General features: G+C 73.8%; 13 protein-coding genes. 6 read left to right on the top strand and 7 right to left on the bottom strand.

All coding sequences use genetic code 11. The annotated features are described in order from the left end of the window. Positions 1-3 precede the first annotated feature (3 nt). A complete protein-coding gene (locus tag ACZ5OX_RS13645; RefSeq protein WP_465630052.1) occupies positions 4-864 on the bottom strand; it encodes a phytanoyl-CoA dioxygenase family protein in 861 nt (286 codons plus the stop codon). A 376-nt stretch (positions 865-1,240) separates the two neighbouring features. Here ACZ5OX_RS13645 and ACZ5OX_RS13640 point away from each other — a divergent pair, with 376 nt between their 5' ends. The 3 genes from ACZ5OX_RS13640 to ACZ5OX_RS13630 all read left to right on the top strand — a co-directional run bounded on the left by ACZ5OX_RS13640 (position 1,241) and on the right by ACZ5OX_RS13630 (position 2,981). Then, entirely contained in the window at positions 1,241-1,903 is a 663-nt protein-coding gene (locus ACZ5OX_RS13640) for a TetR/AcrR family transcriptional regulator (protein ID WP_449807008.1), read from the top strand. Positions 1,904-2,010: 107 nt separating this feature from the next. After that, on the top strand, positions 2,011-2,205 hold the full coding sequence (locus tag ACZ5OX_RS13635; RefSeq protein ID WP_449807009.1) for a DUF1918 domain-containing protein: 195 nt from the start codon (positions 2,011-2,013) through the stop codon (positions 2,203-2,205). A 44-nt stretch (positions 2,206-2,249) separates the two neighbouring features. Further along, positions 2,250-2,981: a DedA family protein gene (locus ACZ5OX_RS13630; RefSeq protein ID WP_465630051.1), complete on the top strand. Its 732-nt coding sequence runs from the start codon at positions 2,250-2,252 to the stop codon at positions 2,979-2,981. Here ACZ5OX_RS13630 and ACZ5OX_RS13625 read toward each other — a convergent pair. Beyond that, the gene (locus tag ACZ5OX_RS13625) at positions 2,974-3,723 is read right to left on the bottom strand and encodes a PIG-L deacetylase family protein (RefSeq protein WP_465630050.1); all 750 of its coding nucleotides are present in this window, start codon (positions 3,721-3,723) and stop codon (positions 2,974-2,976) included. The genes ACZ5OX_RS13630 and ACZ5OX_RS13625 overlap by 8 nt on opposite strands. A gap of 108 nt (positions 3,724-3,831) precedes the next feature. Between ACZ5OX_RS13625 and ACZ5OX_RS13620 the strand changes: the two genes are divergently transcribed. Genes ACZ5OX_RS13620 through ACZ5OX_RS13610 form a run of 3 tightly spaced genes read left to right on the top strand, consistent with a single transcriptional unit; the run spans position 3,832 to position 5,753 of the window. Then, positions 3,832-4,239 (top strand): hypothetical protein, encoded by a 408-nt coding sequence (locus ACZ5OX_RS13620; RefSeq protein ID WP_465630049.1) that lies wholly within the window; start codon positions 3,832-3,834, stop codon positions 4,237-4,239. 59 nt (positions 4,240-4,298) lie between these two features. Next, on the top strand, positions 4,299-5,318 hold the full coding sequence (locus tag ACZ5OX_RS13615) for a zinc-binding dehydrogenase (RefSeq protein WP_465630048.1): 1,020 nt from the start codon (positions 4,299-4,301) through the stop codon (positions 5,316-5,318). A 42-nt stretch (positions 5,319-5,360) separates the two neighbouring features. Further along, complete coding sequence (locus ACZ5OX_RS13610) at positions 5,361-5,753, top strand: MerR family transcriptional regulator (RefSeq protein ID WP_465630047.1); 393 nt, start codon at positions 5,361-5,363, stop codon at positions 5,751-5,753. 94 nt (positions 5,754-5,847) lie between these two features. On the opposite strand, the gene ACZ5OX_RS13605 is transcribed toward ACZ5OX_RS13610, so the two are convergent. The 5 genes from ACZ5OX_RS13605 to ACZ5OX_RS13585 all read right to left on the bottom strand — a co-directional run bounded on the left by ACZ5OX_RS13605 (position 5,848) and on the right by ACZ5OX_RS13585 (position 11,492). Then, positions 5,848-7,101, bottom strand: coding sequence for an MFS transporter (locus ACZ5OX_RS13605; protein ID WP_465630046.1), 1,254 nt, complete (start codon positions 7,099-7,101; stop codon positions 5,848-5,850). Positions 7,102-7,106: 5 nt separating this feature from the next. Further along, positions 7,107-7,694, bottom strand: coding sequence for a GNAT family N-acetyltransferase (locus ACZ5OX_RS13600; protein ID WP_465630045.1), 588 nt, complete (start codon positions 7,692-7,694; stop codon positions 7,107-7,109). Continuing rightward, positions 7,691-8,986 carry a type III PLP-dependent enzyme gene (locus ACZ5OX_RS13595; RefSeq protein WP_465630044.1) on the bottom strand — a complete coding sequence of 432 codons (1,296 nt, stop codon included), beginning with the start codon at positions 8,984-8,986 and terminating at the stop codon, positions 7,691-7,693. The genes ACZ5OX_RS13600 and ACZ5OX_RS13595 overlap by 4 nt, the downstream gene beginning before the upstream one ends. A gap of 71 nt (positions 8,987-9,057) precedes the next feature. Further along, the gene (locus ACZ5OX_RS13590; protein ID WP_465630043.1) at positions 9,058-10,401 is read right to left on the bottom strand and encodes a DUF6271 family protein; all 1,344 of its coding nucleotides are present in this window, start codon (positions 10,399-10,401) and stop codon (positions 9,058-9,060) included. Continuing rightward, positions 10,383-11,492, bottom strand: coding sequence for a phytanoyl-CoA dioxygenase family protein (locus tag ACZ5OX_RS13585; RefSeq protein WP_465630042.1), 1,110 nt, complete (start codon positions 11,490-11,492; stop codon positions 10,383-10,385). Before ACZ5OX_RS13585 ends, ACZ5OX_RS13590 begins: the two co-directional genes overlap by 19 nt. Positions 11,493-11,831: the final 339 nt, after the last annotated feature.

Genomic DNA, 11,831 nt, shown 5'->3' with positions numbered 1-11,831 from the left:
TCCTCAGACGGTTCCGGTGTACTCGGTGCCGGACGGTCCGGTGCCGGCGTACTCGGTACGCCCGGTACGGCTCGTGCCGGTGTACTCGGTGAAGTGCCGCTCCGCGAACAGCTCGGGCCACTGGCCGTCGGCCAGGTCCAGTTCGCGGGCCCGGGCGAGCATCCGCCGCCAGTACGGCTTCACCGGGCGCCAGCGCGCCCCCACCTGGCAGTAGGAGGCGTCGACGAAGTACCGGGGCCGGCCCGGGCCTTCGGGCGCCGGCCGACGGGTGTGGAACAGCGCCGAGTTGAGCAGCACCGTCGAGCCGGGCGGCAGCCGGTCGATCACCACCTCGCCGGGCAGTTCCGCGGTGCCGTGGTGGGCGTAGGCGGACTTGTCGGCGGTGCGCAGGTGCGAGCCGGGCAGGACGGCCAGGCTGCCGACCTTCCCGTCCAGTCCACCGAGGTAGTGCAGCGCGTGGACCATCAGCAGCGACGGGTCGGAGCGGTCGTTGGGCTCGCAGTCGTGGTGCCAGGCCTTGCCCGGGATCCCCGGGTCCTGGCGGTCGCTGTGCAGGTGGTGGAAGACGAAGTCCGGCCCGAGCAGACGGGTCAGGGCGAGCAACAGCGGTGGGAAGGTGAGGAGTTCACCGTGGGCGGGAAGTTCCAGTTCCAGCAGCGGCGGCGGTCCGTACCGTAAGGGGTCGGTGCAGGCGGCGATCGAACGGGCCCGCAGGCCCTCGTCCACCCACCGGTCGACCTCGGGGGCGAGCCGTTCGCGCAGTGCTTCCGGCAGCAGGCCGGGCAGGACCAGGTATCCGGCTTCCAGGAACTGGCGGCGGTGCTCGGTGTCGAGGGCCTCGTGCCCTCCGGGCGGCGGCGTCACCGAACCGATCCCCTCCTTCCGGTCGGCGGGGCACACGCGGGGACGTGGCGCCACAGGGCGTGGCGCGGGCAGTGGAGGTGCACGACGTCATCCAGACCTCGGGTGGCGGCGGAGCGTCCGTCACAGGCGCCTCGGCCGCCACAGCTGAATCGCGATCACCACGAAGAGGCATGCGTTGATCACGCAAGGTAGTCCGCCTCAGGAGTATGAACCTGTCTTCGCGTCCACGACAAGGCCGATGCCAACCCGTGGACACCTTCCCGCCACCGTGCCGTTCAGCTCCGGCCACTACTCGCCTCCCGCCCCACGGGGAACTCCGCGCCGTTCGCGCCCCGGTGATTCGCCGCCGCAACAGCGGATGCGGCACAGTGAGGTCATGAGCGACAGGACCAACCCCGCCCCCGGACCGGTCAGGCGCCGCCCGGTCCAGCAGCGCAGCCTGGAGCGGTACGGCCGCATCCTGGACGCCTGCGCCGGACTGCTGGACGAGGTCGGGGCGACCGCGCTCACCACCAAGGAGGTGGCCCAGCGCGCCCAGGTGCCGATCGGCACCCTCTACCAGTTCTTCGCCGGCAAGGAGGACCTGCTGGCCGCGCTCGCCACCCGCAACCTCGACCGCTACCTCCAGCGCCTGGACGCCCGGCTGGCCGCCGCCGCACCGGTCGGCCCGGCCGTCTTCACCGACCTCGCGGTGGAGGAGTTCGTGGCGATGAAGCGCGCGGTGCCGGGCTTCGGCCAGCTGGACTTCGGCCTGGCCGTCCCGGCCGTGCCCACCGACGTCCTGGACGACCGGCACCTGCTGGACACCGGCGTCGACAACAACACCGCCGTCGCCCTGCGGCTCCAGTCGCTCGGCGGCGAACTGTTCCGGGCGGGCGACCCGACCGCCACCACGCTCACCCTGCGGGTGGCCCTGGAGGCCGCCGACGCGGTGCTCAAACTGGCCTTCCGGGAGGCCCCGGACGGCGATCCTGCGCTGATCGCCGAGTGCAAGCGGCTGGTCCGCGGCTACCTCGCGCAACAGCCGTCCGCCCGCTGACGCCCGCCCCGGGCGCCCGAGGCGTTGCGTACCCGCCGCCCCCGCAGCACAGTGGATAGCGGGAGAGGCCGCGCAGGCGGCCTGCACACGACCCGAGGGAGCAGAGCATGCACGCGGCGGTAGGTGACCAGCTCCACATCCACAGCAGGTCGGTGGGCATGGTGGACCAGAAGGGCGAGATCGTCGAAGTCCGCGGCACCGACGGCCAACCGCCGTACGTGGTCCGCTTCGAGGACGGCCACGAGGGCCTGATCTACCCCGGCCCCGACTGCAACATCGAACAGCGCCAGGCGGGACGCTGACCGACTCCCCCGCCACCTTGCCCCGCGCGAGGTGGTGAGGAGCGGTGTCCGCCCCCGCGACCCCGCTGCCCGGGGCGCTCGCCGGGCTCGCGCCACTGCTGGACCACTACGGGTACCTCGCGGTGGCGCTGCTCGTGCTGCTGGACAACTGCGGCATCCCGGTGCCCGGGCAGACCATCCTGGTGCTGGCCTCGGTGTACGCCGGCGCCGGGCACCTGGACTTCGCCGCCGTGCTGCTGACCGCGGCCGGCGCCGCCGCGCTCGGCAACAGCCTCGGCTACCTGATCGGCCACACCGGCGGGCGCGCCTTCGTCCACCGCTGGGGCCGCTACGTGCTGCTCACCCCGGCCCGGATGGAGCGCGCCGACGGCTTCTTCGCCCGGCACGGCGGCAAGGTGGTCACCGTCGCCCGCTTCGTGGACGGGCTGCGCCAGTACAACGGGATCATCGCCGGGACGACGGAGATGCCCTGGCGCCGGTTCCAGCCGTTCAACCTGCTCGGCGCGGTGCTGTGGACGGCGGTCTGGGGCACCTTCGGTTACGTCGCCGGGGCCCACATCGGCACCGTCTACCACACGGCGCTGCGCTACCAGGTCTGGTTCGCGGTCGCTCTCGGCGTGCTGGTCGCCGCCCTCCTGCTGCGGCAGGTGCTGCGCTACCGCCGTCGGCGCCGCGCGGGCACCGACGGCCCCACGGGCGGGGCCGAGGACGCCGGCTCCGAGGACGCCGGATCCGAGGACGCCGGATCCGAGGACGGGTCCGAGGCTCCTAGCTGAGCGGGAACACCTCGAACGACACCGCGAAACGCGTCCCCAGCCGGGTCCCGGCGCCCCGACCGGCACCCTCCAGGAACTCCCGGGGCTCCGCCATCGCCCCGCCCAGGCCGGCCAGGTACGCCCGGTGCTCCTCCAGTGAGGCGACGCCCCGGTCGAAGGTGTCGGTGGTGTCCACCGCGTGCTTCGCCTCCGGCGAGGCCGCCGCCCAGATCTGCCGCACGCCGTTCCACGGCTCGTGGCCCTCGGCCAGCAGCTCGCGGAACACCCAGCGGTTCCCGGCGTCCCTGACCCCGTCCAGGGTGGCCCGCCCGACCGCGATGTGGTCGGCCTGGTTGAGGAGCACCCCACCGTAGGTGTCCCGGAAGTTGCTGGTGATCACGATGTCCGGCCGGTGTCTGCGCACCAGCCGGGCGATGTCCCGGCGCAGCGGCAGCCCGTACTCGACCACGCCGTCCGGGTAGCCGAGGAACTCCACGGTGTCGACGCCGACCACGCGCGCCGAGGCGAGCTGCTCGGCCTCGCGCAGCGGGCCGCACTCGGCCGGGTCCAGCCCGTCGATGCCCGCCTCGCCGCTGGTGACCATCGCGTAGACGACCGTCTTGCCCTGCGAGGTCCAGCGGGCGACGGCCGCGGCCCCGCCGTACTCCATGTCGTCGGGGTGGGCGACGATCGCCAGCGCCGTCCGCCAGTCCTCGTCGACGGGCTCCAAGGGCTCCAAGGGCTCGCGGGCCTGCTCGCTCATGCTGCTCGTTCCTCTCGGTGCGGCTCACGGTCGTCCGGGGTCCGGCCGCGGACCATGATCCGGCGGCCGACTGGGAACTTACCCCGCGTCAGGTGGCGTCGAAGGGGCATGACCCGCTACCAGCTCGGCTTCGTCCACGCGGCGCTCGCCCTGCTCATCCTGGAGACCGTCGCCGCCGTCATGCTGTTCCTCATCGCCTCCCCGATGATCGGCGGCCTCTCGTTGCGCCACGACACGTGGGACGTGCCGCTCGGCGTGCTGATCGCGTCCGTGGTGGGCGTGTCCGCCGTGCTCAACATGTGGGCGGTCAAAGCGGTGTCGCGGATGGGCATGGCGGGCGAGCGGACCGGGCGCCGCCGGCTGGCCCTGGCCGGCGCCGCGATGGTCCAGCTCGGCCTGGCCGCGCTCGGCCTGCGGCACGAGAACACGCCGGCCGTCCTCTACCCGGTCGTGGTGCTGCTCCTCCTCGCGGCGCTGTCCGGCCGGCTTGCCTCTGACGCAGGGGTCAGGGGTTAGCGTCCGGGCACCCCGCGGCGGCACCGACCGCCGCCTCCCCCGCTTCGAGGAGTGCCGCCATGGCCCTGCCCGCCACCGCCCGTGTCATCCGGCTGACCGCCGCGCCGGAGGGGCTGCCCGCCCCCGGGGACTTCACCGTGGCCGAGGAGCCCCTGGGCGCGCCCGGCCCCGGGGAGGTGCTGGTCCGCAACCGGGCCTTCCTGGTCTTCCCCGCACTGCGCACGCTGATCGGCGGCGCGGGCTCCGGCCTTCCGCTGCCGGGCATCGCCCCCGGGGACGCGCTGTTCGGGCCCGCCCTCGGCGAGGTGCTGGCCGCCCCCGGGGGCGGGCCGCTGCGCCCGGGCGACCTGGTCACCCACCTGTACGGCTGGCGGGACCACGCGCTCGCCCCGGCCGGGCGCTTCACCGCCGTCCCGGCGGACTTCCCGGACCCGCTCGCCCTGGTCTCCTCCGCCGCGGCCGGCTACGGAGGGCTGACCCGCTGCGCCGGGGTGCGCCCGGGCGACGTGGTGCTGGTGACCGGCGCGGCGGGCGCGGTCGGCACGGTGGCAGGACAGGTCGCCAGGCTGCTCGGCGCCGCCCGGGTGATCGGCACCACCCGCTCGCCCGCCAAGGCCGAGCGGCTGACCGCCGAACTCGGCTACGACGCCGTGCTGGTGCCCGGCGAGCGGCCGCTCGCCGAGCAGCTGGCCGGGGCCGCGCCGGACGGCGTCGACGTCGTGCTGGACCTGGTCGGCGGCGAGCAGCTGACCGCCGCCGTGGCCGCGGCCCGGCGAGGCGCCCGCCTCGCCCTGGTCGGCACCCTGGCCGGTCAGCTCGCACCGGAGCGCCAGGGCGGCGACGCGCCGACCGTGATCGACGCGTTCCGGGTCGTCACCCTCGGTCTGAGCCTGCGCGGCTTCACCGTGCCGGACCACCCGGACCTGGAGGCCGAGTGGCGGGAGCGCCTGGCCGGCTGGCTGCGCACCGGGGAGATCGTCCTGCCCCGGACGCCGGTGGCGGGCATCGACCGGGCCGCCGGGGCGTTGGCCGGAGTGTTCACCGGGAACACCTTCGGGACCACCGTCGTGGAACTCTGACCACCCGGTACGACGACCGGGTACGACGACCAGGGAGCGGGCATGCGGATCGGCGACGCGGCGGCAGCGGCGGGCACCACACCCAGGGCACTGCGCTTCTACGAGCAGCGCGGCCTGCTCCACCCGCCGACCCGCTCCGCCTCCGGCCAGCGCGAGTACGGCCCGGACGACGTCGCCCGGGTCCGGGTGATCCGCCAACTCCTCGCCGTGGGGCTGACGGTGGACGACCTGGCCAGCCGGGCCCACCGCCTCGACCTGCTCGGCCAGGATCCGCCGGTCCGCTGCTCCGGCTCTCCCGGCCCGGACACCTTCGCCCCCGTCGTCCACGCCCGACTGGCCGCCCTGGACGTCGAGATCGCCCGCCTCACCGCGCTGCGCGCCAAGCTCGCCCACCACATCGCGACCGGCGGCTCGGACGTGCCGGCCGAGGCCTGACGGATGCGGGAAGCCCGTCCGAAGGACGCGGGAAGCCCGTCCGGCACCTCGCGACGGGGGTTGCGGGAGCTGCCGGACGGGCGTGCGGGGCGGATCAGGACGCGTCGGCGGCGAGTCGGACGTCGGCGGCCGGGGCGGCGGCGCTGTCCCGGCCGGTCCAGCTGATCCTGGTCGCGCAGAGGGAGACGACGGCCGCCGAGGCGGCGACGGCGGCCATGCCCCAGAGCAGGCTGGTGGCACCGGCGATGAAGCCGATCACGGCGGGGCCGGCCAGCAGGCCGGTGGTGCCCATGGCGGCGACCAGCGAGAGGGCGTCGGCGCCCTGCCGGGCGGCGGCGACGTAGACGCACGGGGTCACCGCGGCCACGCCGAGGCCGACGCAGGCGAAGCCCAGCAGGGTCGGGACCACGCCGCCGACCGCCAGCGCGAGGGCGAGCCCGAGGCCCGCGAGCAGGCTGCCGGTGCGCACGATCCGTCCGTCGCCGAAGCGGGTGCGCCAGCCGTCCGCGAAGATCCGGGCGCAGACCATCATCACCGAGACCACCGCGATGCCCATCGGGGCCAGTCCGGCGCCGGCGTGCACGTAGTCCTTGAGGTAGAGCGCCGACCAGTCGTTCATGGCGCCCTCGGTGACGGTGCCGAACACCATCGCCAGGCCCATCCAGAGGGTCGCGACGGTCGGCAGCACGAAGCCGCGGCGCTGCTTCTTCTCCGCCGATTCGCCGGTGTCGCCGGTGTCGCCGGTGTCGGCGGCGCCCTCGGCGTCGGCCGCCGCGGCCGGGCCGTCCGCGAGCAGCCCCGGCCGGGCGGCCACCACCAGCACCGCGAGCAGCGCGGCGGCGAGACCGAAGTGCACCGCCAGGGTGCCGGTGGCGGAGGTGACGCCCGAGGCCAGCAGCGCGGCGAGCAGCGAGCCGGCGCTGAAGGTGGCGTGCAGCCTGGACATCGTGGTCCGCTCGAAGCGGGCCTCGAGCGCGGCGCCCTGGGCGTTCATCGCGACGTTCAGGCAGCCGACCGCGACGCCGTCGAAGAACAGCACCAGCAGCGTGACCGGGTAGTTCGGCACCACCGACAGGGCGAGCAGGATCACGCCGAGGGCGAGTGCGGACAGCACCGAGAGCAGCCGGGAGCCGAGCCGCCGCATCAGCACCGCGACCACGGGGAAGGACACCGCCGCGCCGATGCCGCAGGTCATCAGCAGCAGGCCGATCTGGGCCTCGCCCAGGTCGAGCCTGGCCTTGAGCGCGGGCACCCGGGAGACCCAGGTCGCGTACTGGAATCCGAGGACGAAGAACAGTGCGCCGATGGCCACTTGGGACCGGCGGAACTCGTCGCGAACGGGGGACATCGGTATCAGCCCACTTCGGCTCTGGGACGCGGCCCGGGGACCGGGTCGGTGGAGTGCGGCAGCGGCCGGGCCGGGACGGGGTCCAGCGGCATCGCCATGTAGACCGCCCGGGTGCCGTAGCTCTCGGGCAGTTCGATCTCGGGCCGGGCGCGATAGCCCAGCGGGGTCCACAGCACGTGCGAACCGCGGACGGCGACCAGCGAGGCGGTGCGGTAGCCGGCCGCCCGGGCGGTCTCCTCCAGGTGCCGCAGCATCCGCAGGGACAGGCCCCTGCCGCGCAGGTCCTCGGAGATCACCAGGTCGTGGGCGTGCATGTTGGTCGGCCGCTCGCCCGCGCCGGGCGCGGTCCCGCCCTCCTCCTCGCTGCGGCCGAGGTCCGGGCAGCGGAACAGCGGGTACGGCAGGGCGAGCAGGTAGCCGCCGAGGCCGCCCGGGTGCTCCAGCACGAAGCAGGTGTCCGGCGAGGCGCGGTGCCGGGAGCGCAGGGCCTCGCGGCCCTCGGACAGGCCGCTGGCGGCGTAGGCGCGCTCCTCCAGCGCGACCACCTCGTCCCAGTCCTCCTCCCGGAGCAGCCGGATGCGGTACTCGCTCATGCGCTTCCTTCCTCGCGGCGCCCGCCGACGCAGGTGTACGGCAGCGGCGCGAAGCCGTTGAACCCCTGGGTGGCGTAGGCCGTGGCGTACGCGCCGCAGGAGTGGATCCAGACCGGGTCGCCGGAGCCGAGCGCGCGCGGGACGCGCACCAGGCCGTCCTCCTGCGCGTACGCGTCGTCGCTGTCGCAGGTCGGGCCGGCCACCACGGCGTTGACGAACTGCCCGCCCGGGTGGGTCGGGAACTCCAGCCGGTACTGCAACTGGTCCATCTCGTACAGGCCGTTGAACTTGCCGCAGCTCAGGTAGAGCCAGTCGTCCCTGGTGCCGTCGAGGCGGCGGCGGGAGGTGAGCCGGGAGACGTGGGCGCGGATCGCGCCGTGGTCGGCGACGAGGTGGCGCCCGGGCTCCAGCAGGAACTCCAGCGGCCCCGCGTTGACGGCGCGCAGCCGTTCCATGCCTTCGCGGATCACCGTGAACATCTTGTCCAGTGGCGGGTCGAGCGGGCGGCCGCCGCGGTCGAGGACGCCGAGGGCGGGCAGGCCGCCGCCGAGGTTGATCCGGGTGGGGGTGATGCCGCGCCGGTTGAGCGCCTCCAGCACGGCGGCCAGCGAGTCGATCGCCGCGGCCCAGGCCTCGGCGGTCATCTGCTGGGAGCCGACGTGCACCGACAGGCCGGAGGGCACCAGCCCGGCGGTGCGGGCTTCGTCGAGCACCCGCAGCGCGTCCTCGGGCGAGCAGCCGAACTTGTGGCTCAGGCCCCACAGGGCGCCCTCGCCGCTGGTCGCGATCCGGCAGAACACCCGTGCGCCGGGGGCGTGTTCGGCGATCGCCGCGACGTCCTCCAGGCTGTCGGTGGCGAAGTCCCGCACGCCCAGCCGGTACGCCTCGGCGATGTTGCGGTCGGACTTGACGGTGTTGCCGTAGTGGATCAACCCGGGCGGCACTCCGGTGCGCAGCGCCTGGGCGATCTCCTGCGGGCTGGCGGCGTCGAAGCCGGAGCCGAGCGCGGCGAGGTGGTCCAGCACCTCGTCCACCGGGCAGGCCTTCATCGCGAACCGGACGGCCACGCCGGGCAGTTCGGCGCACAGGGCGGCGTACTGGCGGCCGATGCCGTCGAGGTCGTAGATGATGGTGTCCTCGGTGGCGGCGGCGAGCGCGGCGCGCAGCGTGCAGTGGCCGTGCTCGTCGGGGCGCGGCGGGTTCGCCGGGGGCGCGTCGGTGTGCACCGCGGAGACGGCCGGGACGCGGTGTGTGGTCTTCGTGGTCCGGTGTCCCGCGGTCTGGTGTGCCATGGTCTGCGGTGTCACGGCCCGCGGTGTCACGGCCTGCGGTGTCACGGTCTGGTGTTTCACGGTCTGGCGTGTCACGTGGAGCTCCCCCTCGGCCGGCGCGGCAGCCGGTCGGCGGGGGTGGTCCTGCTCGCCCGCACCAGCGGGCCCCACGCGTCGATCAGTGTCGCGAAGTCCTCGATGTCCGCCTGCGCCTCGTCGAGCAGGCGCGCCCGCAGGGGCGCCAGGTGGTCCGCGAACTCGGCGTACTTCCCGCCGAGCCGCCGGTAGCAGCGGTCGAGTTCGGCGAGCCTGCGGTGGTTCTCCGCGCGGTCCGTCGCGGCGCTGCGGCGGGCGGAGTCGGCGATCGGCTCGGGGCGGACGCGGTGCTGCTCGTCGAGCAGGGCGTCGCCGGCGGCCTCCATCTCGGAGTAGATCGGGTAGAGGTAGAGCATCGACAGCAGGAACTTGGCGTAGCGCAGCTGGTAGGCGGTGAAGCCGGGGCCGGTGCGCCGTTCCGGGGTGTGGTAATTGACGATGTGGCGGTTGTGGGTGACGCCCGGCAGGGTCGCGTCACGCACCAGGTGGTGCAGGAAGTAGTCGCTGCCGATGGTGTCGGTGGCGGGCGGCAGCGGCACCCGTTCGTACACCTCGTGGTGGAGGGCGATGTTGCACATGTCGATGTGCCAGATGTCGGGCAGGTCGAGCACCGCGAGGTCGGTGGTGAACGGTTCGGTGCCGCCGCCGGTGAAGGATTCGGCGACCAGTTCGCGCTTCTCCTCCTCGCTCGCGCCGGTGGGCGCCCAGAGCGCGACCACGTCGTGGTAGACCTCGGGGTCGAGTTCGCGGATATCGCCGACGTCGACGGAGAGTTCACCGACGAAGGAGGCGCCGACCAGGGCGACCCGCTTGTCCGCGTGCACCGGGTCGAGGGTGTTCCGGGTGACGGCGGCGGCCGCGTCGGCGGCCTTCAGCCCGAGCGTGGCCAGCTCGTGCTCGATCGGGAACACCGGTTCGCCGTCGAGCAGTTGGTAGCGGCTGTCGGAGTCCCGGCGGTGCACCGACTCGCAGCCGAGGGCGGCGGCCAGCAGGAACGCGCGGTTGGTGCAGGCTCCGTAGGAGACGGCGCCCGGCAGCATGAGGTCCAGCAGCCGGTCCGGTCCGGCCTCGCCGGAAGCTCCGGAGCGCTCGATCACCGAGCGCAGGAAGTCGCGTTGGGCGTCCTCGTCCAGGTGGTGGACGACCACGCCCTCGACGGCCGGCAGGGCGGCGAGGGCCCCGGCGTGCCGTTCCCTGGCCGCCGGGTCGGCGGAGTCCAGCACCAGCAGGTGCACCCGGACGCCGAACCGCCGTACGGCGTGGGCGGCTTCGGCGCCGATCGCGGTGATGGTGTCCGCGCACTCGCGGTTGGTGGGCAGGGTCAGGCAGACGTCGCGCATTCCCGCTCCCCCGTGGCGGCCGGCCGGTCGTTCCCGTGCTCCTCGAAGGGCTTGCCGCTCCAGGACCGCAGGCCGAGCAACTTCTCCCCCAGTTCGGTGAGTTCGGCGGTCCCGTAGCGCTGGGCCTCGGGCCGGTCGGCGTCGCCGACCAGGGTGCGGTTCCAGTCCGGGGTGGCGAGCGTGCGCCAGGACTCCACCCGGGAGCGGCGCAGCTTCTCGGACTCCTCCAGGGCCGGCATCATCGACAGGTACTGCACCGCGCGCACGCCGTTCTCGGAGGTGTTGCGCTCCACGCCGTGGGCGAGCAGGCCGTTCCAGATCAGCAGGTCGCCGGCCTTCAACTCGGGCCGCACGACGGGGAACTCGGTGCGGTCGACGTCGGGGCGGATCGGGTCGCGGTCGGCCGGCTGGGCGGCCTGCCACTCGTTGAAGCGGCGGAACAGCTCCGGGGAGCACTGGAAGCCGCCGTGGTCGGGGGCGGTGTCGTCGAGCGCGATGATGCCCTGGACGCGCTGCGGCAGCATGCCCTGGGTGGTGTCGACGTCCCAGTGCAGCTCGATGTCGAAGCCGCGGTCGGTGGGCTCGATCAGCGCGCGGTCGCGGTTGCGGATGTTGGGCGGGTTGAGGTTGAGCCGGTCGAGGGTGACCCAGAGTTCCTCGCAGTCCCAGACGTCCACGAAGGCGTCGTAGACGCGCTGCGACTGGCGGCTGTCCCAGAGGAGTTGGTGGTGGTAGGCCTCGACGAAGCCGTAGATGTGCAGGTGTCGGTCGAGTTCGTCGCGGTAGTCGCGCTCGCGGTACCAGTCCTCGGGGCGGTCCGGTGACAGGCCCTGGAACTCCCAGGCGAAGTCGAGCAGTCGGCGCGCGGCCTCGGCCGGGATCGCCTGCTTCACCACCACGTAGCCGTAGGTCTGCCAGAACGCGTGGTCCTCCTCGGAGAGCACCCGCAGCGGGTGCTTCTTGCGGATGTCGCGCAGGGCGGTGCGGGCGAGGTAGCTCTCGGTGTCGGCGCTGAAGTAGGGGCGCTCCGACGCGGCCCGGTACAGGTACTCCCCGGCGGGCGCGTCGGGGCGTTCGGCAGGGCTCGGCATGGGCAGTCACTCCATGGTTCGTAGTCGGCGCAGCGCTTCCTCATGCGCTCGGTGCGGGCACGGCGGGTCGACGGCCGGTCGACGGCCGCGGCGGGAATTCGGGCGCGCGGTGGAGGGTCCGTCCGCACACGGTCCTTGCCGCCTCGCTCCACGGGCGCGGAACAGCGCCACGCCAGGGGCCAACTCGCCCGCCCGGCAGGGCGTCTCACCCCACATCAGCCACTGCCGTACCGCGCTCCCCATACGTTGGACTAGACCAACTAATGGTGTCAACCCTTTCCCGAGGGTTGTCGATTGGGAAATCGGCGCAGCTCACAACGCCTCTCGGGGTTCGCTTTA

This window comes from Kitasatospora sp. NPDC032121 (genome assembly GCF_055580145.1).
Note: the sequence above shows the minus strand (reverse complement) of the source record. Positions and strands in the feature narration are given on the sequence as shown.